The following is a 26,734-nucleotide window of genomic DNA, read 5'->3' on the forward strand; positions in this document are numbered from 1 at the left end:
GATGTTATGAGGTACAGTAATCGAAATTTTCCTTGAGAGTGCCTTCCCATGAAAAGCCGGAAGAATGGGCATTATAGCGTGAAAAATGGTTTTCCTATTACCTATTACCTATTACCTATTACCGCGCGAAGCGCTGTAAACTGAAGAAAATTGTTATTCTTTTCTAAGATAAACCCAATCCATCTTAATGTAGGGACTCAGTGGTTGAGGATAATCTACCCTTATACACTCAACATCAATAGTATGATTTCCAAAATCAGAAATCACTTCTGTCGCCACACACTCAATAGATTCTTGATCGTTGTTATCATCAAATTCGCCATCAAAAATTGCAAGGATTTGAATTACTTGTTGATCGTATGCACAAGTTACGCCTCGAAGGTTCGCTCCAATTTCTCCTAAAAGAGCTCTTTGTAAGGACAATCTAACCCTTGTGCTAAGTTCAGTAGGAGTAATATTCTCTGAAGTCACTTTAGTCTATGGCATTGCTGGAACAATATATACACCATATTTACTATAGTGTATTACCCATTAAGGAATTGCCAATTTTATCCGCAATTCCAGCAATCCAAGCTTCATCTTGCTTCGTATAACTGCGCGGTGCATTCGCACCTAAAATCATCACGCCATTTTCTCCCAAGGGTTGACAAATAACTCCTTGTGTGTTATCAGGTAAATAATCAAATTCAATTTTGCCAGGATAAATATTGAGATTGACTAAATAAACCGGTTTACCTTTATCTAGAACCCGTTGCACAATGGGGCCGGGTTTAACCTCAGACTTTGGGCCTAAAATACCTCGGCGCAGCAGCACTTGACCTTGATAATAAACCACCAGCGATCGCCCCGCCGTATTCGTCAGCAATAATTGGGAAGCCCAAGCTAACTCAACTTTGACAAAATCTGGTAACTCAGGAGAAAGTTCAAAGCCCTCTTCTCCAATTAATTGCACCCGTTCTGGAGGGACAGGTTGAATCTGCTGCCATAGTAATCCGGTTAAAATGAGCAGGGCGCTAATCATCACGCCTACCACATCGGAACGGCCTTGGGAAGGCGTTAACTCTGGCGTGAATAGGCGATTCACCATTAACAGCGTTCCCCCGATTATGCCAACGATAATCGGCAGGAGTCGCAAAAATTGGTTGGGATCAGTGCGTTTGACAGTCAAGGCAATTAATATAGCGCTTCGCGCTCGCAGAAGGGTAATTGGGAAGCCGATGGTAGGGGAGAGAGTTCCCCCACCCCTACTCAAAAATTATGGCTTAAATCGATAAGCCCAAGTTCAGACCTAAAAAGGCATGAACAAACAACAACGCCAATGCTGCCGTACCCAAATAAGCATGAAGAGTACGCAAAGAAGGTTTATTATCGCCCCCAAACTTGGTAATTGAAATTGCGCCATTGAGACCCAACAGTACTAAGACAATTGAACCCGTCCAAAAGTGGGGACTTTCGAGAATAGGCTGTCCTTGCATCACCAAAGATAAAACCCCTCCGGTATATCCGAGGCCTAAGAATAGAGTTAAAAATGGGGCCAGTTTGCGGTGATTGAGCTTATTTTGAGTCGCTACCTCTTCATCCGTGGCACTCCGTCCGCGCCATCCAGCAACGGCCACAAACGTGCCTAACACAAAAACGACAATGCCCATCATTAGGGGATGTCCCCAATGGGTTATGGGTTCAGGAATGCCTAAACCAGCGAAATAATCGGCAATGGGGTTAACAATCGGTTGCAAAAGGTCTCTAATGGTGTCCATGGAGTAATCCGAGTAATGATTCAGTCAAGTGATTTGCTAGCCCCAGACTTTAGGATTTAAAAGTCTGTGGGGTTGTTTCTGAAGTCTTGATAAGACCTCAATACTTTATTAGTGTAAACAGCAATGTCCCCTTGGTTATACAAATTTGGATTACCCGAGACCCACCAAGCTGCTGTTCTGCGGATGGCAAGGTCTTCATCTTGGGCACTTGTGTCATATTCTTCAGCTAGAACATCCCCAACAATACAAACCAAAACGGTTCTGGTTTGCCCCATATTGGCGGCAAATGCTTCTGGGGTTACTGTTTCCCCCAGACACCATTGAGACCATCGGGTAATGTTGTTAGCTCTAATTTTCCAGGGGCCATAGAGCGTTTCTGCGGTTTGCCCTTGGGGGGCAGATACTCGCAGAGCTTCGACTAGGGCTATAACTTTATCGCGGGGTAGCTCCGCTAAAGCAGGCAACACCCACAGGACTAGGCTGGCGATTGCCCCTAGTCCTCCTAATCTCCAATATTTAGTTTTCACTCCTCATCACCTGTTAATGGTTAAGTTTGATGCTCACACTTTTTAAAGCATAGGCTTAACCATATAAATGAGCCACCCATTCCCCATAGCCGTTATAGTGTAGGGTCGGTTGTCTGGGCCAACTGAATGCAGATCCATTACTAATGAGCCGTTCCGTCGCTTGAGACCATCGGGGATGGGGTTTATCCGGATTTACATTGGCTTCAAAATCATATTCCTTCGCATCGATCGTATTCCAAAATGTTGCCGGTTGAGTGTCCAGAAATTCAATTTTGACAATCGATTTTGCTCCCTTAAAGCCATATTTCCAAGGAATCACTTGACGAATGGGAGCGCCATGCTGTTTGGGTAAGTCTTGACCATAAATTCCTGTGGCAAAAAAGGCTAATTCATTAGCCATTTCCTCAATTCGCAATCCTTCCGTATAGGGCCAGGGAAGAGGCGAAAACAGATTCCCAGAGGGGCCGGTACTAATTTGCTTATCATACCAAGAGGTAAATCGGACAAATTTAGCCTCAGATGTGGGTTCAACCGCTTCGATCAGTTTACGCATCGGAAACCCTAACCAAGGTACAACCATTGCCCAAGCTTCCACACATCGAAATCTATAGACGCGCTCTTCTGTTTGAAATTTATTTCGGAGATCGTCCATATCATAGGTTTGGGGATTTTTCACCAATCCTCCAACTTCTACTTTCCAGTTTTCTGTGGGCAAAGCTTGGGCTGCTTGCTGAATCGATTTGGTGCTTCCAAATTCGTAAAAGTTATTGTATTTAGAAGAAAGGGATTGGGGAGTAATCTCCAAATCTCCTTTGAGAAACTCTGGATTTTGAGCGATCGCCTCTGGCGTGGTATAACCATATTCAATATTGCTCGATTGATTTTGCTGACCACAAGCGGTTAACGGGAGCAAACTAGCAGTAATGCCGACTCCCATCAGTCCCTTGAGCAATTTCCGCCGATTCATGAATACGGACTCTGGGGTGATCTGGCGATCGGGTATATCCCAGATTTTGGGAACTTTGATTAAGGTCATGGCTACATTGGCAAACTAAAAGCTATCACAAACGAACACAAGCAATATCTAGTTATATTAACGTATTTTAATATTTTGTTAAGTTCAAAATCCTCAAAAGTCTGGGTTGAAGAGGTATGATTTCCCTAGGTATATTCAATCCTTATTCAGGTTTCCCTGTCAATTCAAGTATTAAAATTACCATGATCGAGATTAAAAAGACTCTTGCGACTATTGTCGGCATTAGCGTAGGATTAACAACTGCAACGATCGCCGCTAACCCCGATCACGTTACTCAACTACTGAATGGAGGTCGCACCTGTCAAGGATGCGATCTGATTAACGCTGATTTAAGCAACATTACCGGCAGAACCGTTAAAGGTTCTCAACTCAGGCAATCTCGCTTAATGAATGCCAACTTAAGTAACAGTAACTTTGAAGGTGCTTATTTCACTTGTGCTGATTTAAGTAATGCTAATTTACAAGACGGAAAATTTCAATGGTCTAACTTTGTAGATGCTAAATTACAAGGGGTCGATCTGCGAGGTGCAGATTTAAGAAATACCGACTTAACCGGAGCTGATTTTACGGGGGCGATCGTTGACAATCAGATTAAACTCAATGGGGCTAAAATGCCCGATGGGGCAACCATTTACCAAGGCGATCCAGAAACCCCAGAACAGATGCGAGAACCCGTTGATTTGAATACCTTAGATTTTCAAAGAGCGAGAGAAGAACGGGCAAAACGTCGCTATTGTGAATCTACAAATAACCGGTAATTTCTAAAGAGTTCTTCTCTCTGAGAAACCGGTTTTCTTGAAGAAATTAAGTTTCTAGCTCTCCTCTAAGAATCTACAATATAGCTAGAACTTAATAACTCTTGTGCTGCTTCTAGCATTTGTGGGGCTAATTCTTGTAAATCCTCTCGATTATCTAAATAAACTTGCAGGGCTGATAGGGGATCGACTTCCTTTCCTTGGCCTAATTCCGGAAGTCGAGTGCGGGAGAGTTGACTGACTAATTCGGGTTGGATCGTATAACTATGGGTCACTTCTAGCCGTTCGTGAAGTTGCTGGGAATCGATTAAATCTAATTGTTCGGAACGAATCTGATAAATCAATCGTACCACGGCATCTTGAAGGGAAGATTTTTCTAAGGTACGAATCAGTTGGTCTTGGGGATCTTCTGCCTGACTTAGATTAACTTTAATCGTCTTAAACGAGCGCACAGATAAGGGTGAAAATTCTAAATTTGCCTGTCCTTTATCCACTTCTACTAGTATATAACCTTTCTGTTCTTTTTCTTCGCTAAAATCCACCCGTTCAATACTGCCAGGATAGACAACGGGTGGATGCTCGCAGAGGATTTGATGTTTGTGAACGTGACCGAGGGCTACATAATCAAAACAAGGACGTGCCAAGATGGATAAGGGTATAGTAAACCCTTTGCCAACAGCTAAAAACCGCTCTGCACCATAGTGGGCATTATCGACCATCACATGGGCTAAAAGAATCGTGGGAAGATCTCGATTCAGACGGCGAATTTGCGCTTCAAGGGCAGTTCGCAACCGGTCGATTAATTGATGATTAATTTCTGAAAGGGATAATTCTTGGGTTTCTGGACGAGTAAATAAACTCGAACGAGTTAACCAGGGGAGGGTAATCACTTGAATGGGGCCATGGGCAGTGGTAATCTCATGTAAGGCTAGGCGATCGCCAACAATAAACCCTGGAACCCCCAACGTTTGGTAAATCGATAAACTCGCCCCCCCTTTTCCTTGAGCATGTTGATCGTGGTTACCCACCAATAACACCGTCGGAATATTCGCCTCCACTAGACGATAAAACTGCCCAGCAAACGCTTGACTGACATAGGGGGGAGGTGTAGCATCTGGAAAAGCATCGCCGCCAAATAAAACTAAATCGACAGGTTCGGCGATCGCGCGATCGATACAGTAGGACAAGCTCCTGATAAAATCCTCCAAACGGGTATTTAAACCTGTTTCTGGGTTCACTCTTCCATGACTTAACCCACTCCCCAAATGGATATCCGATAGATGTAAAACCTTAATCATCCTGTCTCTCCAGCAACAAAAATACCCCCCATTAACTTCAGGGTTATGGGGGATGAGAGAATCTAAAGCTGATCATCATCGTATTTAGAGGTGCAGGACTAGAAAATATTCTATCCTACTCAACTCTTAACTGGTTTGATTAGAGTCAATCCGTCCACTGCCTCGACGAGCAGTTTTCATGCTATCAAAAGATTGGGAGGAAGGGCACTCCGTATCATCACACCGTCCGCTTCCGCGATGGGTTTGACTCTCTTCTACATATTGGGAAGATTGATTTGAATAGGAAGCAACCTTAGGACTGGTTTGCAGGTTAACCCAACCTATCGAACCAATAACCACAGACAAAAACAGAAAACGATTAATTTTAATGGAGTTGTTGGTACGCATGGGAAACATCTGTCTTGAAGTAACTGTTCTACTTCTCATCGGTTTCCCTAGTGCATCCGGATAAACTGTGGAAGTTTATCAACTAAAAACGTCCGTAATTTCTTCCACAATCATCCAACCCCCGGCTGAGTTCATACGTCCGCGCAGGCGAATCTGTTGTTGATCCTCCAGACCCTCGAAAGTATGATTAACTAGGGGTTCAGTGGTAATCAATCGCCAGGGACTTCCCCCCCATTGGGCAGGGGCATTGACCTGCAATTGATAGCTTTGTTCCTCTAAGCGCTTAAACAGTCCTGATACCTCTAACCCCTCAGTACAACTTGTTCCTAAATCAACTGGGGAAGAAGGGTTGGGAGCATAGCCAGTTTTTGGATACTCCTCTCCATGCTCTAAATAATGGAATTGCCAGGTTTGCCAATCTGGAGAGCGATGGGTGAGATTAAAACAGGGAATAACGGCTGCTGGGGCACTTTTATCCGTTAATAAAGCTGATTGTAAAACTTGCACCGGTAAACTATGGGGATCTTCCCGGCGTTCAATACAGAGCGCTGCTGCCATTCCTGCGGCTTGCCCTATATTCATCACCACCGGTTGCAAGCGGCTGGCTCCATTGGCAATATGGGAGACAGAAATATTCTTTTCACAGACCAGAAATCCGGTAATTTCCTCTGGAACTAAACAGCCATAGGGCAGTGTAAACGGAGTTCCCGTCCACCGTCCCCCCCAGCGTAGAGATTTCGGAGCCAGACGGAAGTCAACCCCTGGATAATGATGGTCATTAGGGTAGTTGCCAATCACAATACTATTAATGGCTCCAGTTTCATCTCTGGGTAATTGAGCCACATTTCCGTCCGGTTGGGGCAAAATGTCTTGTTCTCGCAGCGTAATTTGTCCTTTGAGTCTGCGACTTTCTCGAAAATAGGGATAAAGGGCGACTCCTTGTTGAAATGCAGGAAGAAGCGCAGAGCGAGGGGAGCTGCTGGAGTCGAGAACAGGAAATTGATTAACCGCTAACCCGTAGCGTTGTCCCAATTGGGCTTGAATCGTACGCCCAAAGTTGAGACTATACTCTAAGGCTTCTTGTAAGAAGGTAAATTGGTTTTCAGGGGATTCAATTAGGCGATTGAGATTGATACCATAATCGTTTCCCTGAATCGGCCAATTAATCATCATGGTGCCATTCGGTAAACGGCCATAACTTAAGAATTTCTCTACACCATGGTTTTCCCATGCTCCCGCAAATACTGATTCTGCGACAGAACCGGGAATATCTGGCGCACTGACTCCTTCTCCATAATCTTGTAGGTGAATCACCCAAGTGGGTGTTTGTACCGGATAGCGTTGCGTCAGTTCGTTAGCTTCTTGAGGAGCACTCGGTTCTCCCCATTCAGCTTGCAGTTCCCAACCCCAACGATGAGGAATATCGGCTAAGGCGAGTAAATCTCCTAGTTCAGTTCCATCTAGCGTAAGGGTGGCATTTACCCGCAAGCTTTGAAACCGAACCCCAGTAATACGGTTGCCGTTTCGATACACTTCTAATGGCGTTTGTCCCCAAATCCAGTCCAGGTTAGGCAGTTCGTCCACCCAGTCCTGGAAAATTTGCGCTCCTATGTGGGGACTAAAGCCAAATAAACTCACCCAATTATGGTCTAATCCTCCCAGTTGTTTCTGAGTTAATTCCCGTACAAATGCCCCCCACATTCCCGTTTGAAAGGCTGCCAACTCGCTACCATCGGGTGCAGATACTCCGGCTGCCGTTAACATGCCCCCTAACCAGGGAAATTCACTGACGAGCAGGGTTTGAGCGCCCCGACGGGCGGCTTGGATGGCAGCGCAGGTTCCCCCCGTTCCCCCACCAACAACGAGGATATCTACGCTGCGTTCTTCTATTTTGTTCATGGCTTGCCTCAGAGTTCGATACTCTGGGCATTATGGCAAGAAAGGGCGAGCAAGAGGCGATCTACACTATAACTACTGTAAGGTTTGTCTCCTCATGGGTTGGTGAACCTTCCCCTACAAGATTTTGGGTTTGATAAGCCTGTCATCACTGAGAAAAGGCGATTGCCTCAAAAGACTGCGAAGCGCTGAAGGGACTGAACTGCCTTCACTCCATTAATTCCCTCTGACTCAACCAACGGGATAAATCGTCTAAACTCGTCCAATCCAAAATCGCCATTCCTAACTCATCCAAATCATCTAAAGACAATTGTTGCATCTGGGCTATGGTAGCTTCAGGAACTTCTCCAAACCGTCGCTGAAGTTGACGCAAAATCAATCCTAATGCTGCTTCCAATTGCCCTTCAGCACGTCCCTGTTCGCGTCCCTGTTCGCGTCCCTGTTCTAATCCTTCTGTCCTTGCTTGCACGACATAACCCTGCTGGTCGAGTATCCACCGTTCCTTTCGGTCTAACTCATCTACTTCCTTGGCACTCAAATTGGCTCGATTGGCAATTCCCAACGCTTTGCCAATTTCTGGTACTTCTTCTAGAGAACTGGGAATCATCTCTAGATTGGGTGCTTCTTTTATAAAGTAGATCCATTTTTCCGTCAGAGTTTCTAATTCTTCCAAGGATTTATTGAATTTTCGTAGCTCCACAAAGATTAGTTCAATTTGTTCGTCAGGATAGTCCAATGAAGGTAGGCTTTTCTCTTTTAAACTAAAGTGGGTAATAATAGGTTCTACTTCCGGAAATAGGGGAAAATCAGCGATCGTTAGAGCAATGACGGGTTGGAGTCCCACATAGGGTTTTCCTATGGTTAGTTGATTGCTATAGGTTTTAGCCCAGTTATACAAGACTCGCTTTTTGAAGGCAGGCACATTTAGCACTTGCATTTCAATCAGGACGGTTGTACCGTTACCTAAGATCGCTTTCACATCCAAATAGCTATCTTTTAGGGTACTCGTATCGCCCTGATTATAGGGATCGATAATTTCTAGGTCAGTAATTTCTGGCTTACCCGCATAAATGAGGGCATTTAATAAGCTAATCAAGATATCTTTGCTTTCTTGGGAACCAAAGATGCGCTTAAAGGCAAAATCGGTTTTGGGACTGATAAATTCCATATTTTTATTCGATTTAGGGCAACGGTCTTCTGGTTCATAGGTATGGTTATTAGGAGGGCTATATCGCGATCGCCCAGTCTATACTTCTCAAACCTAGTTTAGGCTGTCTAGCTCTGACTCAATTTATTCTTATGTCTACCTAAAAACCGATGTCCTAAACCTCACCAGCGACCTCTTCTAATCCTTATCAAATATAAGTTTTTAATCTTTAACTTCTAATGCTTAATTAACTAATGGATGACGATTTCCATTCCTTCACGGGCTAATTTTCCCTGGGGAAAAACTGCCTGAATCTGTCGTTCAATCCCATCTAAAGAATCATCCGTATAACCTGGATCGTGGTGAAACATTACCAACTGCTTCACTTTAGCTTTTTTCGCTACCTCAATACCGCTTTTCCAATTCCAATCTTTCGGCTGAGAATTGCCCTTGGCTCCTTGCTCATCCATCATCCAGGTATGAGTATCATAAATCAGTACATCCGCTTCCCAGGCCAACTGAATCAATTCTGGGTGGAGTTCATTGGTGTCTGCTTCAATATCTGTCGCGTAAACCACAATTTGATTCTGATAGTGAATGCGATAACCCAAAGTCTGATTAATCGGATTCAAACAACAGGTATGAATTTCCATTGCTTCCAATTTTAGTACTTGCCCTGGATCGACATCACAAAACTTCAGATCCGATCCCATAATTTCAATCGGAACGGGAAAGTTAGGGGGAAGCATTTGTTCCTTGAGTCGATCTTTCATCGAATCCCCATTCACTGCTGAAGAGCCATATACATAAAACCGATTGATGGGAATAAATGCGGGCACAAAAAATGGAAAGCCCTGAATTCGATCCCACTGACAATGGGATAGGAATAAATGAGCTTCCACTGGCATCCGACTCAAGAGGTATTTACCTAAAACGCGAACCCCAGTACCCGCATCAAAAATCAAAAAATGTTGAGGGGTTTCTAAGGTAACACAGGAGGTATTGCCACCGTAGCGGACGGTTTGTTCACCTGGTGTAGGTATATCACCTCGAACCCCCCAGAATTTAATGGTTAAGGGAGATGGAACGACGGATTCCGTATAATCCGCGCTGGATGCAGGTTTGACAACAGGAGCTGAGGGATCGGATTGTGACATCTTTCGCTAAATTTAGCCTGGGTTTAGCTGAGTATTGTTCTTGTGAACGACCAGAGCGTAAGTGGTCTTGTGCCTACTAGCCTAGCCATTGCTTCTAAGGTTTCCTAGTGGAGTTCACAGGGATGAACAAGAGGAGATAGAAATGCAAACAGCGTATATGGGGTCATCTTAACCTGATCTGATCCAGATTTCCCACCCTAACTTTGGTTGATTTCTGTGCTTAATCTCCTATTGTCTGAGCAATGTTGATAAATACCGCTTTGTTTCAAGTCTATGAGATTGAGACTTGTTGCACCCTAAGATTTAGGTTACTGCCTGATCGGTAATTCCAGATGGTTGGTATCTCTTCAAGGTAGAGATACTCAAATATTCTGGGGGTTCAGGTTACCTAGATGCCCTGATTTTACCTTATTTTATTTTTTCAGGGGGGATCTTGTGATTCCAGGATTGCCAGACGTGAGCAAACGGATACTTGACCGATGTCACGCCTGTTAAGGTGTTAGGGAGGATGGCCAAAATTTGACCAGGAATGATTATTTAGCGGCTGCTTTGATGCATTCTTCGACCAAGGGTAAAACTTGATCGATATCTTTCCATCCTAAGATCTCTACGACTTTCTTCTCCAAGTTTTTGTAAGTCTTGAAGAACTCGGCAATCTCATCGAGTTTATGTTGGTGAACATCGTTGAGAGATTTTACGCCTGTATACCGGGGGTCTTTATCTGGAACACAGAGAATTTTTTCATCGCGATCGCCGCCATCGATCATTTCTAGCATCCCAATGGGTCGTGCAGCAATCACACACCCTGGAAAGGTAGGTTCATCCATCATGACCATACCATCTAGAGGATCGCCATCATCAGCTAGGGTATTGGGAATAAATCCATAATCATAGGGGTAGTGGACAGAGGAATACAATACTCGGTCTAGAGCAAAGGCTTGTAAGTCTTTATCATATTCGTACTTATTCTTGCTTCCGGCTGTGATTTCGATCAATACACTCAATAAGCCAGGTTTCGGTTGGGGGGGAATCCGTGATAAATCCAAGAGTTTTCTCCAAATAGCGTCAGTGGAGTGGGGAGGATGACTCCTCCTTGCCCCGAATCAAATTTTAAGGGAAGATGGTCACCAATCCCAACTGCTTGGTCTGAATGAATCGTTTTTAATCCGTTGGATTTTTTTAGCTCATAGGGGTCATTCTCTGGCTTGCGGTAAGGGATAGCCCACACCCGGTACAATTTTGACATTACCTGAAGAATAGTAGGCGATCGCCCACAAGGGTAAGGTCAAGGTTAATAAGGCAATGGCTGTGCCAATTACATCTGCTACCCTAGGTTTTGGGGGTTTGCCCCCAGTTCCAAGCTCACTTTCTGATTCCATACAGAAGGGGGTTTAATGACCTCTATTGAACAAAACAAGACTTGATGGGGAGGGGAGTTATTGACCCCTCGCTTCTATTTTACGGATGTGCGATCGCCAGATTGTTAGTTTGACAACAATCTTTACCCAGTATCACGAACTCATTTCTGGAGGGGTTGATTCTGGCGATGGCGTAAAGAACCGCTCGCCAGCTGCTTGGGTAAGAATATGGGAGAGCAAGCCAATCGGCCCGGCAAACAAACAGAGGATAATTGAATGAACCGTCCAAACTCCTGTCCTTTGTCCTTCCCAATAAATCCAGCGTCCCACAAACAAGTCCATTACCAGAAAATGCACCCAACCGGTTGCTGTTGCCTGGGGATTGGCAAATAATCGCGCTAAATCGGCTAATTGAGGATTGGCTAAAGCAGCTGCTGATTCTCCATCAATCGTACCTATGAGCAGATACACATACAAACCCGCTAGAGCCACAAAGGGAAGGAACGACTTCATCACCCATCGAGTTCCCCCCCAATTGGGTAAGACAATGATTAACGTCCAAAAAGGTAGCACAAAAAGGTTTGCGCCATTAAACAACCAATCGAGCATCATGAACCTAAAATAATCCTGTAAAGGTTATTATACTCTCCTTGTTCGGAGCGATCAGTTTCACTAAAGCTTAAACTAAATTTCGATAGAGTCCTTGAGCCACATCCAATAGGACAATTAACTGTTGCCATTCGGGAGCATTGGGATTAGAGCTATTAGCCCACTGAATTTTAATTTTTTTTTGTAAATCCTCAATACTCATGTTATCTCTAGACAAAGGGGGGAGAGGATCGTGCTGATCTAGGTCAGGACTGGGGTTTATGCCTGGAGTCCCATGGGTGGGTTTAGGCTGGGACGGGTGTTCTTGAATTCGTTTGGCTTCCTTGGCTAAGGTTCTTGCTTGGCTGGACAAGTCTAAGTGGTTGTGAAGCGAAGAAGGCTGGTTTGATGCTAAATAGAGGTCGGACAATTTTTGCAAGAACTGGTGAACTTGGTCAACCCACAATAGGTCTACATCTCCTTCTGGAAGATTCCCCGACTCATCCTGGTATATTTCCTTAATTTCTTTGGCTTTTCGCGACAAGGGGGTAATTTGTGGGGTAAGGGTTTCTGGGAGTCTCGGTATATCTAATAGATAGGCTTGGGCAGTTTGCGTTAAGAACAGACGGACTTTATCAATCCAATCTTTGTATTTTGACTGCCAGTTCACATCGTTCATAAACCCAATTCGCTGTTAATTTAATCTTGAATCAATTTTTTGTGATGAGAATGATGAAATCAGAGTTTTATGGGTGCGACTTACCTACGCTAGTTGGTTTACCTCTACACCCAATGTTCTGAGAATACCCACTCTTACTAATTTAGACCAGAAAGGCGATCGCGGTCAAGCAACCTAAGTTTAAGTAAGTTTAAGCCCTTTGAGTTTTGGTCTATTTTTCCGTGAGTTTCCAGACTCCATCCCAAGTTTCATCTGGTGGATTATCCTCATAGAGCATACAGCGCTGAATATGCAATTTAGACGCTTTATTATTGGGATCGGCCTTGAGAACCTTTTGGAACTCTTCTTGAGCCTGTTTGAAAGACTCTTTAGCTTTAGCTGCAAACGGTTTGCGAGCCAAATCAATAAACTTACGCAGTTGAGCAGAAGACATTTCCTGAGCTTCTTCAGCCAACATCTGCCGAGTTTCCTCTGCTCCTACAAACTGACACACTTTCGCTTGCAGCAATTTCTTTACTTGACGGGGAGTGAGTTCATTCACTTTTTCTGGTAAAGTCGTTTGCCAGTAAGTATCGGTTACCGTTTTGCGACTGAGGTCGTCTACCTCCAACATCCGTTTTAAGGTGGCTTCCCCTAAAAGCTGAATTAACTCTTCCCGGTCAACCTGGGCCAGCATCTTGGAGAGCATCTGAGTTTCATCATAGGAAACTTTTTTCAACTCTGATTCCGATAACTCTTCTAACTGCTCCAAAACCGCTAGGATTTCGTTGTAAGACAACTTATCGTGGGCTGGCTGTAAATAGTGCTTGCGTCCCTGTTCATAATGGGTTTTCACCGCTTCTTGCTTATCGGTGAGGGGACGGCCGACTACCGAAGTCTCTTCTCGAATTCCTAACAGTTCATAAATAGTGACCGGTTTGCTCTTCCCTTTCACTGTAATATTATCGAGTTCCCGCACATAGACGCGATCGGCATAGTTCCTGTATGTTTTTTCGCTAATTACAATATCGGTTCCATATTGCTTACTGGTTCCTTCTAAACGAGAAGCCAAATTTACCCCATCACCAATGGAGGTTAATTCCATACGCTTAGATGAGCCGATGTTACCACTGACAACCACATCGGAGTGAATGCCAATCCCAATGCTAATTTCCATTAGCCCTTGTGCTTTACGTTTCTGGTTATATTCAGCCAGGCGATATCGCATTTCTACAGCCGTTTGCATGGCACACCAGGCGTGATCTTCTAGGGGTGCAGGAGAGCCAAACACCGCCATGAGAGCATCACCAATATATTTATCCAAGGTTCCACCGTAGCGGAAGACCGAATCCACCATTTCCTCAAAGTAGCTGTTGAGCATGGCGACCACTTCTTCTGCTTGCAATTTCTCCGTCAAGGTGGTGTAGCTGCGAATGTCACTAAACAGAACAGAGACTTCTTTGCGTTTTCCACCGAGTCCTGTATCGCCACTGGCTAGTAGGGACTCAGCAACTTCTGGGGTCATATAGCGATACATCAAGCTCTTGACTTGTTTTTCATCGCTGATGTCTTCCATCACTACTAATGCACCATTGACTTTTGTCGGATCGAGGGCATCATTCATGGAATTAATCGAAAGGTTAACACTTTGCTCAACATCTTCTCCATCTTCTCCAGAAAGAATCAGGGTTTGATCGGGATAAAATTGCTGGCGTTCCTTATTATCTTTGGGGGCAAGGGCGGCATCAAACCACTTTTTGAAGTCTCCTTCTTTAATCCGAATCAGAGGGGGGAGTAATTTTCCTTCAAGTTCAGTTTGATCGAGTCCCAAGAGTTCTTTAGCACGTTGGTTAGCGGCAATAATGTGACTATTTTTATCGGTTGAAATCACGCCATTGGTCAAGCTCCGTAGAATATCTTCCTGCATTTTTTGTTGTTGTTTGACCTGATCGAAGAGCTTGGCATTTTGGAGGGCAACTCCGGCTTGAATATTAAAAGCTCGCATGAATTCTAGATCATTGCGGTTAAAGCTAGATTTCCATTGCTCTGGAGCTTCCGGCCAGTTTTCGGGGTTGTAGTTGGGATATTCGCCTTGTTTTTTCTTATTAATCAGTTGGGTTACGCCAATGAGTCGCTCGTCGGCATTAAAGACAGGCATACAGAGCATACTACAAGTGCGATACTTAGTTTTCTGGTCTGTTTTTTTGGAGGTTTCGGAACGGGGGTCATTGTAGAGATCAAAGGGAATTAAGAGGGGTTCTCCAGATTCGGCTACCATACCCGCAAATCCGGCACTTCTGGGAATGCGAATTTCGGTGAGGTTACCGGCAATGAGAATTTTTGTCCACAATTCTCCTTTTTCTTCATCAAGGAGCCAAAGGGTGCTGCGATCGGCGTTCATCAGTTCTTTAGCCTGATCCATCACTTTTCCAAGGGTGTCTTCTAAATCCAGGCTACTCTTACTTAGGGAGTTGACAGCGTTCATGAGAGCAGAAGCTGCCCGTTGCCGTTGAGTGGCTGCGTAGAAGGATTTGGAGGATTCTAGGATTAAGCGAATGGAAGGAGCAAATTCTTTGAAGACTTGTTCATCTTCTGCGGTGAAACCTTTGAGATCGATTTTGTCGTCTAAGTTGGCTTCGCGATCGGCATCGATTTGGAGTTTATTAATCAGTTGTACGACTGCCACTAATTCCCCAGTTTCTTCATTTTCCAGGGGCATGGCGACCATAGTGTAGGTGCGATAGCCATTTTTTTTGTCGAAGGCTTTAGCGGTGGTCGATCGCGGATCGTCATAGAAGTCGTAGGGAATATTGACGACCTTGCGAAAGGTGGCGACTTCTCCAGCAATCCCTTTATCGGCGGGAATGCGAATTTCTAGGGCGTTACCTTTTTCATCTTTGGCAACGATGGTGAAGAGTTCATTTTTTTCTTCATCAAACAGAAAGATACTGGTGCGATCGGCATTGAGCAGTTCCCCAGTTTTTAGGGTAATCGATCGCAGCATTTCATCAAGAATGGCATCAAACCCCTGGTTCTCCAAGAGGTTATCTAACATCGATAGGGTTTGATTTACGACTTTGAGCTTGTCTTCAACGTCGCTGACGACTTGCTTAAAGGTATCTTTTTTCAGGGGAGCTAAAAAACTGGAAAAATCACCCCCTCCTCCTGTTGTAACTAACCCTCCAGTAATGCCAGAGGACTCATTCGGTTCTGGGGGAGCGGGTTGAGGGGCATTGTCTTCTACATCTATGACCATTGCTGATACGGCATGGGCAGGAGTTCCGTCCGCATTCATTGCATCAATATCGATCGTGGTGGCGGTTGTGTCGACAATAGGAGAGTTGGAAGATGATGTTGCCATAGATGTCACCGATATATTAAGAGTTATGTCTTCGTTTAGTGGGAAACTCAAGGGCCTAAAGGCACATTTTTTTAATTTAGTAAGCTACAGCTTAGAGAAGGGAACCATCGGTTAGGTGTATCTTAAAGGACGAATCCAGAAGATTCAAGAGTTAGGATAGCCTAATTTTAATCGCAATTGAATTTTGCAGCCATGACAGCTTGGCTCTGTCTGTTCTTTCTTTGGTCTGGGTCAAGGGTTTTCCCAGTGTACCGAAAAATGGGTGAAGGGATTACGTTCTTGGGGAATTGCCCTGGCTTGGGAGAGGAGAGCATGGGGGAAAAATGAAGGTTTAGGAAGGTTGATGATGGCGTTGGCGTTTTTTGTTGGCTTGTTGAAGCAGGGATTCGGCAAAGGATAGGGCTTCGAGGGCTGAGTTACCTCCGGTGAGTTGGGCGAGTTCTTGACAGCGTTGTCGATCGTTGAGGAGGGTGACGCGAACGACTGTTCTGGGATGGTTGCTGGCATTTTCGGTAATGGTTTCTTTGCGGACTTGTAAATGACGATCGGCGAGGGAAGCAATTAAGGGTTGGTGGGTGACACACAGAACTTGATGATGTTGGGAGAGGTGATGGAGTTTATCAGCGATCGCCTCTGCAACTCGTCCTGAAACCCCAGTATCAATTTCGTCAAATACTAAGGTATTGACGGGGTTAATCTGGGAAAAACAGCCCGTCAGAGCCAGTAAAAAGCGACTCATTTCCCCTCCCGAAGCTGTAGTCGCTAAGGGTTGAATGGGTTCTCCAGGGTTCGTACTTATACCAAAGGTGATGCGATCGCCGCCTGTGGCTGTAATGGGGATGGGCGTAAGAGCGACTTTGAATTGCACTTTGTCCATAGCTAGAGGTTTGAGTTCTTCAACCAAACGCGCCTCTAGTTTAGCGGCAGCTTTTTGGCGCTGTAAGTGTAGCTGATTACATAATGTTTTCAAGTGGTCTAAGGCTTGTCGATCGTCTTTTTCCAATTGTTCTAGAGATTCACTGGTGGCGGTGAGGTCGTCAAGTTCGGTTTGAATAGTCTGCCAGTAGGTGAGGCACTCTGAAAGGGATGGCCCATATTTACGGCAGATTTGCTTGAGTTCAAAAATTCGTGCTTCCACATTATCGAGGCGTTCGGGGTCAGTTTCGAGGCGATCGCTATAGGTATTGATTTGTTGTCCGGCTTCTTCAACTTGTACTAGGGCTTCATTCACTAAGTCTAGAATCGGTTGCAGTTGGGGATCGTAGGGAAGGATGTCATCGAGCAAGCTGGTGGCTTCTCCGAGTAGATCGGCAGCAGCTAAGGAGCGATCGCCCTGATACAGAGCTTGATAAATTTGATAGCTTTTCTGTTGCAGTTCGACACTATGGGAGAGCCGTTGACTTTCTTGTTCGAGTTCCGTTAATTCATCGGCTGTGGTGAGTTGGGCCTGATTTAACTCCGTGAGTTGATATTCTAAAAGGTCAATCCGTTGCAGTCGAGATTGTTCATCCTGTCGTTGTCGCTGGAGTTTAGCCGCTAGTTTTTGCTTGGTTTCATAAGCCATGGCTACATGTTGTTGGACGGCTAAGAGTTCACTCCCTCCATAGAGATCTAACCATTGCCTCTGTCGCATGGCATCTCCAAGTTGTACGGTTTGTCCTTGAGCCGCAATGCTGGCTAATAATTCTCGTAGGGTTTCCATTTGCCGACGGTTGACCAGAATTCCATTGAGGCGCGATCGCGATCGCCATGTGCCTTGATAGATCTTGATCTCCCGACTACAGGTGAGGGTTTGGTCTTCCATTGGGTCTATTTCTTGCCCTTGTAGCCATTCTCGAACTAGGGGAGAAAGGGTAAACGTGGCTTCAATTAACCCTTGGGACGCTCCTGAGCGGATCGCTTTAGGGTTTAATTTGCCACCTAGGGCAGCATCGAGGGCATCTAGAATAATGGATTTTCCCGCTCCAGTCTCCCCAGTGAAGACGGTTAAGCCTGGGGCAAAGTCCAATTCTAGGCGATCGATAAGGGCAAAGTTCTCAATTTTTAGGGAGATTAACATAGACGGCTTACTTACCAGAAAAGCACTTGATCCAGGGAACCGAACAAAATTGATCGAGCGTCTCAAGGGGGGGAATTGTTAAAATTACTTTACAATCAGTAATAGATCCAGCCCACCTCAAGTCATGAATGTCAATATGCCATCTTCATCTTCCCATCAACAGGGGTTATCAAAACTCCAGGACTTCCAGAGTCCCAGTTCTTCTTCTGCACATTTTAGTCCCATGTCAGAAGAGACGATTATATCCAATAATTCAGCGGTGGAACCCCCAGAGATCCATTACGATCCGCAGGAGTTGATGGACTTTTACCGTTCCCGTCCTTGGGAAGTGTGGGGACGGACGATCTCGCTGGTTTGGTCTTTTCTTGGCTTGGTTGTGGGCTTATGGTGGGATAAACGTATCGGGGGAGCTTCGGAAAAAAAAGAGCGCCAGCGGGCGGTTCAATTGCGAGAGACCTTAACTCGATTGGGCCCAGCCTATATTAAGGTAGGGCAAGCCTTATCAACTCGGCCAGATCTCCTGCCTCCGGTGTTTTTAGAGGAGTTAACCCGGCTTCAAGATCAACTTCCCCCGTTTCCGAATGAGGTGGCTTATCAGTTCATTGAGGAAGAGTTAGGCGATCGCCCCGAATTTATTTATGCTGAAATTAGCGCTAAACCCGTAGCTGCCGCTTCTTTGGGTCAGGTTTACAAAGGGAAGCTCAAATCTGGGGAAACGGTGGCGATCAAGGTTCAACGTCCGGATTTACGGGAAAAAATTTCTCTAGATTTGTATATTCTCCGCTCTTTAGCCGCTTGGGTACAGAAAAGTCGGCGGGTGCGGAGTGATTTAGTAGCGATCGCCGATGAATTTGGCGCTCGCATTTATGAAGAAATGGACTATACCCATGAAGGCAGAAACGCCGAACGGTTTGAGCAATTATATGGGTATCTACCGGATATTTATGTGCCCCGGATTTATTGGCCCTATACTAACCGTCGAGTGTTAACCATGGAGTGGATTACGGGCACAAAATTAACCGATTTAGAGAAAATTCGCCAGCAAGGATTAGATGCATCCTATTTAATTGAAGTGGGGGTTGAATGTTCCCTACGGCAATTGCTCGAACATGGTTTTTTCCATGCTGACCCCCATCCCGGTAACTTACTCGCCTCTGGAGATGGGAAATTAGTCTATCTGGATTTTGGCATGATGAGCGAGGTCAAGCCCTATCAACGCTATGGCTTGATTGAGGCGATCGTACATCTTGTCAATCGCGATTTTTCTGGATTAGCCCATGATTATGTCAAACTAGAATTTCTCACGCCCGATACGGATTTGACTCCCATTATTCCCGCTTTATCAAAAGTTTTTAATGATGCTCTGGGTGCATCTGTGGCTGAGTTGAACTTTAAGAATATTACCGATCAACTCTCCCAAGTGATGTATGATTATCCGTTTCGGGTTCCTGCCTATTATGCGTTGATTATTCGGTCTTTGGTCACGTTAGAAGGGATTGCCATTAATGTGAATCCTAATTTTAAGGTTTTGAGTAAAGCCTATCCCTATGTGGCTAAACGCTTATTAACTGACCAATCTCCAGAATTGCGAACCTCCTTAAGGGATTTATTATTCAAAGATGGCAGTTTCCGTTGGAATCGGTTGGAAAATCTGCTCAAAAATGCCCGTGATAGTCAAGATTATGATTTAGATGTAGTATTAAATCAAACGATTGAGTTCCTTTTTTCCGATCGCGGCAGTTTTATCCGCGATCGCATCGTTGAGGAAATGGTCAAAAGCTTAGACATCCTGGGACGTACTACTCTGGAAAATGTTAGTCATCGTTTCCGGACAACAGTAGGGATGAATGGTCAAAAACCAGTTGCACCCATATCTACAAGTAATCCCGAAGATCGGAAAAACATCGAACATATGCAGCGAATTTTACGAATTGTGCAAGAAACTCAAGGATTTGATCCCATGAAAATTGCGCCGTTATTGCCCAAGGTTTTATTCAAGCCCGAAACCCAACAAATGGGACAACAAATCGCCAGTGGATTAGCTCAACGAGTTTTAGCACGGTTTATTCGAGAAGTGTTACTCAGTGAAGATGGGGGCAATGGAACTTCAGAAAAAAAGTTAGCATCGGTTCCTAAATCGGATTCTCCACCTTTGGCTTTACCGGCTGCGGTGGTGTCGATCAAATGATACCCTTCTTCGTTCACGCTCAGGGCTTTCAGGGGTGAATTCCTAATGGAGCTGGGGAGAAATGAAGAAGATTATATTTAGGTGTAGATTGGCACTCCTTATGAAGATGAAGGCCGACTAAAACGAGAGGGGAAATGCATGTCCATGGGAGATCGGACGAAGGAGCGACCCCAACCTTCCAGACCTTGTATGCAAATCCAGGTAAACTAGGAAAAACCCTGATGTCTCTCCCACGCGATGGTCTCTCATGCTGACATTTTAAGTCTCTGCCAACAGAGTGCGATCGGCAAACGCTTACCTAATGCGCTCTATGTTCATCTGACGGCTCTGGATGCTCTTGATGCTCAACTGCAAGAGTACGAAACCCTCGGCCGTCAAATAGCAGGAGAAATAGAACCGCCGACGTTAATTAAATTTCACCTCGATCAAGCGAAGATTTCCTATCTCTATTATCCCGATTTTGACGACGACCCCCATCCTCGTCTGCACGCTAGTTTACAAGTAGATTTTGCCCAGGAAAAAGCCGTTTATCGCGACTATCGCCACAGCGAAAATCCCCCCATTTTGCACCGCAAGGAAACCTTTGTTACACCCCACTACCCCCATTATGAGAAGTTTGCCCAGTTAACCCAACAGGAAGAAGAATGGGGACTCTTAAATAAACGCAGTGGGTTTTCGATTGGCACATTAAAGCATTGGCAAAAATGGTTATCGGTACATCGGGTGAACATTGAGGATCATCGGGTTGTTGCTATGGAAACGACCGTGCATACGACCTATGCTCCGGTCATTGAACGGTATAAAGCGGCTATGGTGCGCAAGGAGTTATCCCGACCGATGCGTTTGGCGTTGGAGGCGGAATTATTTACTCCAGAAACGACGTTTTTTGACTATGGATGTGGGTATGGGGAGGATATTAAACAGATTGCAAAGAAGGGGTATAGCAGTGGTGGATGGGACCCCTATTATCGCCCGGATACGCCGCTCCATGAGGCTGATATTGTCAATTTGGGCTATGTGATTAATGTGATTGAAGACCAGGGAGAACGCCAGGAAGCGCTGCTAAAAGCGTGGCAGCTAACCCAAAAGGTGTTGGTGGTGTCGGCGCAGGTGTTGATTAGTGCGGCAAGCGATCGCCCGATCGCCTATGCTGATGGAGTGATTACCCAGCGCAATACGTTCCAGAAATATTACGAACAGGAAGAGCTGAAAACCTATATCGATCGAGTCTTAGAGGTCGATGCAGTACCTGTAGATTTGGGGATTTACTTCGTATTTCGCGATCGCACCCAAGCCGAGATTTTCCGCGCATCCCGCTTCCATTCGCGCCTTTCCACCCCTCGCATTCGGGTAGAAGTACGCCGGTTTGAAGACTATCAAGATTTACTCGCTCCTCTGATGGCATTTTTTACCAATCGCGGACGACTGCCCAAACGAGGAGAATTAGCCCAAGAAGCTTTGATTTTAGAGGAGTTTGGCACATTTCGTCGCGCCTTTCAACTCGTCCTCCAAGTTACCGAAGAAGAAGAATGGGAAAAAATCGCGACCTCCCGCCGTCAGGATTTCCTAGTCTACCTCGCCCTGTCTCATTTTAGCGATCGCCCCCAATTTCGTCACCTCTCCCCCACCATCAGGCAAGATATTCAAAGCTTATTTGGCAGTTATAAAAGTGCTTGCATTTTAGCCGATCAAATGCTCTTTAGTTTAGGCGACTTAGACTTTATTTCTCGGTGCTGTCAAAACTCTCCTGTTGGCAAATTTACCCCCAAATCTTTTACCGTTCACTCCCATTATCTCGACTCCCTCGATCCACGCCTGCGCCTTTACGAAGGCTGTGCCAACCGCACCATCGGCAGACTTGAAGGAGCAACCCTGATTAAATTTCACCTCAATCTTCCCAAAATTTCCTATCTCTTTTATCTCGATTTTGACCAAACTCCTCACCCTCTCTTAAAAACCATCCTGCAAATTGACCTACGAGATTTAGCTGTCTATTATGAAAGCTATGACGATCATCCCAATCCCCCAATCTTGCACCGCAAAGAACAATTTATTGATTCTACCTATCCCCAGTTTGAAAAATTCCAGAAACTCAGCCAACAAGAAGAAAAATGGGGACTTTTTGAAGATTGGAAAGCTATCCAAACCCGTCGCGGATGGCTTAAATGTTTAGAAGAACATGGAGCAGAAATTAGCGCATCCCAAGTTCGTTGGCGCAAAGACCTTGACCCCTATCGCCTCAAGCTCTTAAAATCTGCTCACAAAAAACGATTAGCCTCCTATAGAAGACAAAAATATTAATTATGAATTTATCATGGATAAAGACCGAATTTTGATCGCCATTGGTTTTGGCTGTATCGGATTATTATTTTGCTTTACCCTATACGCCGAAATCATGCATCGCTGGCGCATTCATCAAGCCAATGGCGTTTGGTGTGTGTGGATCAATCCCCAGGGAAATAAAGAAGTCAATTATGGGCGAGAACATTGCTCAGTTCGTCCAGATTAAGAGGATTGATGGATGGACAGTTGTCAACTTAACTCAATAGCTATGCTTAGGGCACTCTAAAAGCTAACTTTCCTTGATTAGATCATCATATTTGCTATGGGGATCAATCCAAAACCATAGAATTCCCTCTGGTTCATCAGAACCTAAAGCTCTATAATGTTTCCCAACTCTTACAGACCATAAACTTCCGATCTTTTTGAAATGTAAAGAGGGATACTTCGGATCGTTCTTAAGCAACTCATAATTCTTGTCTGCCAGGGATTGAACTTCCTGTGGCAACTGACGATAGTATTCCCAAAGCTGGGGAGTAGTGAAATGTTTTAAATTTCCTGGTACTTTCCATCTCTGAATTCTTTCCTTGCTTGTTGAATAAGACCCTCTAGCTTGCCTGCTTCAAGGTCTTCCTCAATTTGCCGATCCCAGAGAGATTCAGAAAATTCATCCAGCCACTGAAGCAGTTTTTTAAACTCTCCTGTAGAAAGTTTCATTGCTGCTTCTTGGATTTCGGTAACTGTCATAACACCTCTTTCAGAAATGTATTGCATCTATAATTTTTATTTTAAACCCATGTCGGAGTAGAATTATAACATTTTTCTGGATCATTCGCCCTGCTCCCCCATCAATACCTGTCCTAGCAACCCAAACTATAACAATAAGAGAATTAGCTATTATTAAAAGAATTGAGATTAGCTCACTGCATAAAATCCTGAGTATTGGACGGATCTGATTATTGATAAGTTATGCATATTCCTGAAATCCTTGGTTGGCCGACTTCGGTAGGGGAGGCAAAATTAATCCAAGAAGAATGGCGCGATCGCACTGTCACCTCCGATGAACTCCCAGAAGTTCATTGGGTTGCTGGAGTCGATCTGGGATTTGAAGATGACGGGAAAACCACGAGAGCCGCAGTTGCGGTGCTGAGTTTTCCCGACTTAAAGCTAGTGGAAACAGCGATCGCTCTTTGTCCGACGATCTTTCCCTATGTTCCGGGTTTTCTCTCCTTTCGGGAAGTCCCTCCCATCCTCCAAGCGCTCCGTCAACTGACTACAACTCCCGATCTCATCCTCTGCGACGGTCAAGGATTAGCTCATCCGCGCAGATTTGGATTAGCCTGTCATCTGGGGACATTGCTCGATTGTCCCACCATTGGTGTAGCAAAATCCCGGTTTATCGGTACCCATGATGAACCTGCACCCCAACGAGGTAGTTGGACACCTCTCAAAGATCGGGAGGAAACCATTGGTGCAGTGCTGAGAACCCGCACCAAAGTTAAACCCCTGTATGTGTCCATTGGTCATAAGATATGTTTAGAGACGGCGATCGCCTATGTCCTCGATTGTAGTCCCCATTATCGTCTTCCGGAAACCACCCGCATCGCCGATCGCTTGGCCTCCAATCGAATTTAGCGCTACCGATGAAGTACAATAGACCCAGATTCAGAACCTGTCTTCTGAAGCGTTGGGTTAGCGCGACTTATAGAACCTTATGGAAGAAAATAACCAGTCTTTAAACTTACAATTTAATCCGAATCGCTCCTATATCCCCATTTCCTATGAAGATGCGGATGTAGGCTTATGTACTCCAGAATTTGCTGCCAGTATTGTTGACACCATCAACAAATCCGAAAAACTCCAACAGGAAAACGAAAAGCTCACTCAACGTAATAAAACCCTAACTAAAGCCCTAAAAATGGCGTGTACCGACTTAGTGAAACAGTTGGGAGGAACTCCCCAACAAATCAATGAGTTATTCAAGCAATATGTCGATCGCTTCAAGCGTCCTGACCATGGTTCGCGGGCGATCATGTTCCTATTGCGCGATCGCCAAGAACAACTCGATATTAGTGATAAAGAGTTTGTCCGCTTTTGTGACTCCTATAAGCTCTCCCCTCAAGATCTGCGGGATGTGTATGGAGGAAAAGAAATTAGCGACGAACAAATTGTGGCGATCGCCCGCATCGTCGGCCGTGCGCCCAAAGAACTGATCCAAATTCGGGATGGATTCACCGATAATGAAATCTCCAAACTTGCCCGTATTTTAGGAACTAGTACCGAAGAACTCTCCGAACTTTTTGAAAGTCAATAGACTTCTTGCAGAAGTCAGGCAAAAGGCAATAGGCACGAATAGCAATAGTCATCAGAATATATGATTACTGCATTGCTGTTCATTTTCCCCTTTCCTGTTCCCTATTCTCTAGCGCAAAGCGCTGTATATTTTTATATGAGTGATATGAATGATCCCCCACCCAAGCAAGGGTTTGGACAATGGATTAGTTTTGCCGCCGATCGCTTTGGATTTGCCGGTTTAGGTTATATTCTCGGCGCAATCCTGGTTCTGGTCATCGGTTGGTTGATTCACGCTTCCCAGAAATCCCCCCCTTCCAACCCCAAAACCCCTACTGAACAACAGCCATAACGAGGATCGGGGGACACGGAGAAACTGCGGACGCACAGACGCGGGGACGCGGGGACACGGAGATGCGGAGATTACCCATTACCCATTACCCATTACCTATTACCCATTACCCATTACCCATTACCCAATTACCTAATTTATGACCATTCAACCTTTTCAGATCGGCGAGCAGGATTTGAGCGACGAGCAACTCGCCCATTATATGCAAGTAGACGAAATTGCGGTAGATACCGAAACCATGGGCCTATTGCCCCTGCGCGATCGCCTCTGTTTAGTGCAAATTTCTGACCCCCAAGGTCATGTAATTGCCATCCGGATCGCCAAAGGACAAACCACAGCCCCCAACCTCAAACAACTGCTAGAGTCTCCAAAGATCACTAAAGTCTTTCACTTTGCCCGATTTGATGTTGCCCAATTTCAGCATCATTTCAATATCATCGTTAACCCGATCTTCTGTACCAAAATCGCCAGCAAACTTGCCCGTACCTACACCAACCGTCACGGACTCAAAGAATTAGTCCAAGAACTGGAAAAAGTTGAACTCGATAAAAGTGCCCAAAGCTCAGATTGGGGAAATGTAGGTAACCTCTCCGAGGAACAACTCAGTTACGCGGCTAATGACGTGCGCTATCTTCTCAGTGTTAAAGAAAAGCTCATCCACATGCTACACCGAGAAGAGCGTTGGGAACTTGCTCAACAGTGCTTTGACTGTATCCCCGTTTTAGTCGCCTTAGATCTATTGCAGTACAAAGATGTATTAGAGCATTAATTGAGTCATAAATGATATCAAGTCTGCCCCAATTTAGGATACTCTCTTACCTGTAGTAACAGAAAAAAGGCTCTCAACGATGACAGGAAAAGTAGCGATTCAAGAACTGGCTCTAGCGATCGCCGCCCCCGACTCCAACCCCATCCTACTCCCCCCCACATTCCTCAGAAGTTGGTGTATTTAGCTGGCCAGAGATGGGAGAATTTGAACTAGATACTCCGGAAGTTATCTCTGAAGCAGCAAAGCGGGTATTATCCGACTCAGACTGGGGAACAATAGCCATTAGAGATCGCACAGAAGCAGCCAAGTTGGGCGATCGGGTAGAATCAAACAACTGGAACACTGGAGAATACTTAGGAGAGAAAACCTTTTCCTTTCAACCCGGCGATCGCCTGGGAATCAGGTTAGCGCCAAACGCGAGCATTCAGGAAGTATAGTCATTCCAATTAAGTTCCGTACAGTTTGACCAACTCATCCAGAGTTGTACCGGATGGAGCATATATCCTTTGCTTTTTGAGAATGGCAAAGTCTTGTTCAATGAGGCTATAGTCTGGGGAGTAAGGGGGTAGAAACAAAACACTATGTCCATGGTTTTTGCCTAGATCTCGAATATCTACTTTCCTATGAAAGGGGGCATTATCGGCAACTAGCAGGGAATTCGGATTGAGTTCTACTATCAGATGATGCTCTAACCAATGATTAAAAAACAGGGCATTGGTTGTACCAGTATTCTGCCGCTCTTTCGAGCAACAGAGCATCCGGCTTTTGTTCGACCTGTTTTCTTAAGGCTTCCCAATCGAGTTTTCGTGAACGCCTATGGACTTTAACTCTCTCAATATTGGGTCGTTTACACCAATCATAAACACACC

Annotated in this window: 28 protein-coding genes; 9 read left to right on the forward strand and 19 right to left on the reverse strand. The window is 45.0% G+C overall.

The annotated features are described in order from the left end of the window. Positions 1-153: 153 nt before the first annotated feature. The 5 genes from J7545_RS13730 to msrP form a co-directional block, all read right to left on the reverse strand. Positions 154-471: a hypothetical protein gene (locus J7545_RS13730; RefSeq protein ID WP_318700367.1), complete on the reverse strand. Its 318-nt coding sequence runs from the start codon at positions 469-471 to the stop codon at positions 154-156. Positions 472-514: 43 nt separating this feature from the next. Next, positions 515-1,168 (reverse strand): cofactor assembly of complex C subunit B, encoded by a 654-nt coding sequence (locus tag J7545_RS13735; RefSeq protein ID WP_318700366.1) that lies wholly within the window; start codon positions 1,166-1,168, stop codon positions 515-517. Positions 1,169-1,262: 94 nt separating this feature from the next. Beyond that, complete coding sequence (locus J7545_RS13740) at positions 1,263-1,757, reverse strand: DUF4079 domain-containing protein (RefSeq protein ID WP_318700365.1); 495 nt, start codon at positions 1,755-1,757, stop codon at positions 1,263-1,265. 56 nt (positions 1,758-1,813) lie between these two features. Beyond that, a complete protein-coding gene (locus J7545_RS13745; protein ID WP_318700364.1) occupies positions 1,814-2,284 on the reverse strand; it encodes a hypothetical protein in 471 nt (156 codons plus the stop codon). A 55-nt stretch (positions 2,285-2,339) separates the two neighbouring features. Beyond that, entirely contained in the window at positions 2,340-3,320 is a 981-nt protein-coding gene (gene msrP / locus J7545_RS13750; protein ID WP_318700363.1) for a protein-methionine-sulfoxide reductase catalytic subunit MsrP, read from the reverse strand. A 182-nt stretch (positions 3,321-3,502) separates the two neighbouring features. Here msrP and J7545_RS13755 point away from each other — a divergent pair, with 182 nt between their 5' ends. Then, complete coding sequence (locus tag J7545_RS13755) at positions 3,503-4,078, forward strand: pentapeptide repeat-containing protein (protein ID WP_318700362.1); 576 nt, start codon at positions 3,503-3,505, stop codon at positions 4,076-4,078. A 65-nt stretch (positions 4,079-4,143) separates the two neighbouring features. On the opposite strand, the gene sbcD is transcribed toward J7545_RS13755, so the two are convergent. From sbcD to recN, 11 genes are all read right to left on the reverse strand, one after another. Further along, positions 4,144-5,373, reverse strand: a complete 1,230-nt coding sequence (gene sbcD / locus J7545_RS13760) for an exonuclease subunit SbcD (RefSeq protein WP_318700361.1) — start codon at positions 5,371-5,373, stop codon at positions 4,144-4,146. 126 nt (positions 5,374-5,499) lie between these two features. Continuing rightward, complete coding sequence (locus J7545_RS13765; RefSeq protein WP_318700360.1) at positions 5,500-5,760, reverse strand: hypothetical protein; 261 nt, start codon at positions 5,758-5,760, stop codon at positions 5,500-5,502. A 78-nt stretch (positions 5,761-5,838) separates the two neighbouring features. Beyond that, on the reverse strand, positions 5,839-7,659 hold the full coding sequence (locus J7545_RS13770) for an FAD-dependent oxidoreductase (RefSeq protein ID WP_318700359.1): 1,821 nt from the start codon (positions 7,657-7,659) through the stop codon (positions 5,839-5,841). Between the two features lie 205 nt (positions 7,660-7,864). Beyond that, positions 7,865-8,824 (reverse strand): Rpn family recombination-promoting nuclease/putative transposase, encoded by a 960-nt coding sequence (locus J7545_RS13775; RefSeq protein ID WP_318700358.1) that lies wholly within the window; start codon positions 8,822-8,824, stop codon positions 7,865-7,867. A 230-nt stretch (positions 8,825-9,054) separates the two neighbouring features. Then, complete coding sequence (locus J7545_RS13780; protein ID WP_318700357.1) at positions 9,055-9,960, reverse strand: MBL fold metallo-hydrolase; 906 nt, start codon at positions 9,958-9,960, stop codon at positions 9,055-9,057. Positions 9,961-10,493: 533 nt separating this feature from the next. Then, positions 10,494-11,006: an inorganic diphosphatase gene (locus J7545_RS13785; protein WP_318700356.1), complete on the reverse strand. Its 513-nt coding sequence runs from the start codon at positions 11,004-11,006 to the stop codon at positions 10,494-10,496. Between the two features lie 147 nt (positions 11,007-11,153). After that, positions 11,154-11,339 (reverse strand): hypothetical protein, encoded by a 186-nt coding sequence (locus J7545_RS13790; RefSeq protein ID WP_318700355.1) that lies wholly within the window; start codon positions 11,337-11,339, stop codon positions 11,154-11,156. A 132-nt stretch (positions 11,340-11,471) separates the two neighbouring features. Next, positions 11,472-11,930, reverse strand: a complete 459-nt coding sequence (locus J7545_RS13795; protein ID WP_318700354.1) for an ABA4-like family protein — start codon at positions 11,928-11,930, stop codon at positions 11,472-11,474. Positions 11,931-11,997: 67 nt separating this feature from the next. Continuing rightward, positions 11,998-12,585, reverse strand: coding sequence for a hypothetical protein (locus J7545_RS13800; RefSeq protein ID WP_318700353.1), 588 nt, complete (start codon positions 12,583-12,585; stop codon positions 11,998-12,000). Between the two features lie 211 nt (positions 12,586-12,796). Beyond that, entirely contained in the window at positions 12,797-15,925 is a 3,129-nt protein-coding gene (locus tag J7545_RS13805) for a GAF domain-containing protein (RefSeq protein ID WP_318700352.1), read from the reverse strand. 331 nt (positions 15,926-16,256) lie between these two features. Then, on the reverse strand, positions 16,257-17,984 hold the full coding sequence (recN, locus tag J7545_RS13810; RefSeq protein WP_318700351.1) for a DNA repair protein RecN: 1,728 nt from the start codon (positions 17,982-17,984) through the stop codon (positions 16,257-16,259). 124 nt (positions 17,985-18,108) lie between these two features. Here recN and J7545_RS13815 point away from each other — a divergent pair, with 124 nt between their 5' ends. The 3 genes from J7545_RS13815 (at position 18,109) to J7545_RS13825 (ending at position 22,681) form a co-directional block, all read left to right on the forward strand. Continuing rightward, entirely contained in the window at positions 18,109-20,172 is a 2,064-nt protein-coding gene (locus tag J7545_RS13815; RefSeq protein WP_318719713.1) for an AarF/ABC1/UbiB kinase family protein, read from the forward strand. 237 nt (positions 20,173-20,409) lie between these two features. Then, positions 20,410-22,473, forward strand: coding sequence for a DNA phosphorothioation-associated putative methyltransferase (locus tag J7545_RS13820; protein WP_318700349.1), 2,064 nt, complete (start codon positions 20,410-20,412; stop codon positions 22,471-22,473). Positions 22,474-22,486: 13 nt separating this feature from the next. After that, positions 22,487-22,681: a hypothetical protein gene (locus J7545_RS13825; protein ID WP_318700348.1), complete on the forward strand. Its 195-nt coding sequence runs from the start codon at positions 22,487-22,489 to the stop codon at positions 22,679-22,681. Positions 22,682-23,001: 320 nt separating this feature from the next. Here J7545_RS13825 and J7545_RS13830 read toward each other — a convergent pair whose 3' ends face one another. Further along, the gene (locus J7545_RS13830) at positions 23,002-23,199 is read right to left on the reverse strand and encodes a hypothetical protein (protein WP_318700347.1); all 198 of its coding nucleotides are present in this window, start codon (positions 23,197-23,199) and stop codon (positions 23,002-23,004) included. Positions 23,200-23,421: 222 nt separating this feature from the next. On the opposite strand from J7545_RS13830, the gene nfi reads away from it, so the two are divergent. The 5 genes from nfi (at position 23,422) to J7545_RS13855 (ending at position 26,302) form a co-directional block, all read left to right on the forward strand. After that, a complete protein-coding gene (gene nfi, locus J7545_RS13835) occupies positions 23,422-24,087 on the forward strand; it encodes a deoxyribonuclease V (protein ID WP_318700346.1) in 666 nt (221 codons plus the stop codon). 79 nt (positions 24,088-24,166) lie between these two features. Next, on the forward strand, positions 24,167-24,766 hold the full coding sequence (locus J7545_RS13840) for a hypothetical protein (protein WP_271942687.1): 600 nt from the start codon (positions 24,167-24,169) through the stop codon (positions 24,764-24,766). 144 nt (positions 24,767-24,910) lie between these two features. Beyond that, the gene (locus J7545_RS13845; protein WP_271942690.1) at positions 24,911-25,096 is read left to right on the forward strand and encodes a hypothetical protein; all 186 of its coding nucleotides are present in this window, start codon (positions 24,911-24,913) and stop codon (positions 25,094-25,096) included. A 139-nt stretch (positions 25,097-25,235) separates the two neighbouring features. Then, positions 25,236-25,865, forward strand: a complete 630-nt coding sequence (locus tag J7545_RS13850) for a ribonuclease D (protein ID WP_318700344.1) — start codon at positions 25,236-25,238, stop codon at positions 25,863-25,865. Positions 25,866-26,059: 194 nt separating this feature from the next. After that, positions 26,060-26,302 (forward strand): hypothetical protein, encoded by a 243-nt coding sequence (locus tag J7545_RS13855; protein ID WP_318700343.1) that lies wholly within the window; start codon positions 26,060-26,062, stop codon positions 26,300-26,302. A gap of 9 nt (positions 26,303-26,311) precedes the next feature. Here J7545_RS13855 and J7545_RS13860 read toward each other — a convergent pair whose 3' ends face one another. Both J7545_RS13860 and J7545_RS24080 read right to left on the reverse strand, forming a co-directional pair. Continuing rightward, a complete protein-coding gene (locus tag J7545_RS13860) occupies positions 26,312-26,623 on the reverse strand; it encodes a transposase (protein ID WP_318719714.1) in 312 nt (103 codons plus the stop codon). Continuing rightward, positions 26,565-26,702: an IS630 transposase-related protein gene (locus J7545_RS24080; protein WP_413038757.1), complete on the reverse strand. Its 138-nt coding sequence runs from the start codon at positions 26,700-26,702 to the stop codon at positions 26,565-26,567. The genes J7545_RS13860 and J7545_RS24080 overlap by 59 nt, the downstream gene beginning before the upstream one ends. Between the last annotated feature and the right edge of the window lie 32 nt (positions 26,703-26,734).

The organism is Roseofilum sp. SBFL (assembly GCF_017746885.1).
GTDB lineage: Bacteria > Cyanobacteriota > Cyanobacteriia > Cyanobacteriales > Desertifilaceae > Roseofilum.

Coding starts and splice junctions, on each gene's coding strand:
- J7545_RS13790 (WP_318700355.1), bottom strand. CDS start 11,339: ATGGAATCAGAAAGTGAGCTTGGAACTGGGGGCAAACCCCCAAAACCT.
- J7545_RS13755 (WP_318700362.1), top strand. CDS start 3,503: ATGATCGAGATTAAAAAGACTCTTGCGACTATTGTCGGCATTAGCGTA.
- J7545_RS13795 (WP_318700354.1), bottom strand. CDS start 11,930: ATGATGCTCGATTGGTTGTTTAATGGCGCAAACCTTTTTGTGCTACCT.
- J7545_RS13855 (WP_318700343.1), top strand. CDS start 26,060: ATGGGAGAATTTGAACTAGATACTCCGGAAGTTATCTCTGAAGCAGCA.
- J7545_RS13860 (WP_318719714.1), bottom strand. CDS start 26,623: ATGCTCTGTTGCTCGAAAGAGCGGCAGAATACTGGTACAACCAATGCC.
- sbcD (WP_318700361.1), bottom strand. CDS start 5,373: ATGATTAAGGTTTTACATCTATCGGATATCCATTTGGGGAGTGGGTTA.
- J7545_RS13845 (WP_271942690.1), top strand. CDS start 24,911: ATGAATGATCCCCCACCCAAGCAAGGGTTTGGACAATGGATTAGTTTT.
- J7545_RS13850 (WP_318700344.1), top strand. CDS start 25,236: ATGACCATTCAACCTTTTCAGATCGGCGAGCAGGATTTGAGCGACGAG.
- J7545_RS13805 (WP_318700352.1), bottom strand. CDS start 15,925: ATGGCAACATCATCTTCCAACTCTCCTATTGTCGACACAACCGCCACC.
- recN (WP_318700351.1), bottom strand. CDS start 17,984: ATGTTAATCTCCCTAAAAATTGAGAACTTTGCCCTTATCGATCGCCTA.
- J7545_RS13815 (WP_318719713.1), top strand. CDS start 18,109: ATGAATGTCAATATGCCATCTTCATCTTCCCATCAACAGGGGTTATCA.
- msrP (WP_318700363.1), bottom strand. CDS start 3,320: ATGACCTTAATCAAAGTTCCCAAAATCTGGGATATACCCGATCGCCAG.
- J7545_RS13800 (WP_318700353.1), bottom strand. CDS start 12,585: ATGAACGATGTGAACTGGCAGTCAAAATACAAAGATTGGATTGATAAA.
- J7545_RS13830 (WP_318700347.1), bottom strand. CDS start 23,199: ATGACAGTTACCGAAATCCAAGAAGCAGCAATGAAACTTTCTACAGGA.
- J7545_RS13840 (WP_271942687.1), top strand. CDS start 24,167: ATGGAAGAAAATAACCAGTCTTTAAACTTACAATTTAATCCGAATCGC.
- nfi (WP_318700346.1), top strand. CDS start 23,422: ATGCATATTCCTGAAATCCTTGGTTGGCCGACTTCGGTAGGGGAGGCA.
- J7545_RS13820 (WP_318700349.1), top strand. CDS start 20,410: ATGGTCTCTCATGCTGACATTTTAAGTCTCTGCCAACAGAGTGCGATC.
- J7545_RS13770 (WP_318700359.1), bottom strand. CDS start 7,659: ATGAACAAAATAGAAGAACGCAGCGTAGATATCCTCGTTGTTGGTGGG.
- J7545_RS13740 (WP_318700365.1), bottom strand. CDS start 1,757: ATGGACACCATTAGAGACCTTTTGCAACCGATTGTTAACCCCATTGCC.
- J7545_RS13825 (WP_318700348.1), top strand. CDS start 22,487: ATGGATAAAGACCGAATTTTGATCGCCATTGGTTTTGGCTGTATCGGA.
- J7545_RS13765 (WP_318700360.1), bottom strand. CDS start 5,760: ATGCGTACCAACAACTCCATTAAAATTAATCGTTTTCTGTTTTTGTCT.
- J7545_RS13775 (WP_318700358.1), bottom strand. CDS start 8,824: ATGGAATTTATCAGTCCCAAAACCGATTTTGCCTTTAAGCGCATCTTT.
- J7545_RS13780 (WP_318700357.1), bottom strand. CDS start 9,960: ATGTCACAATCCGATCCCTCAGCTCCTGTTGTCAAACCTGCATCCAGC.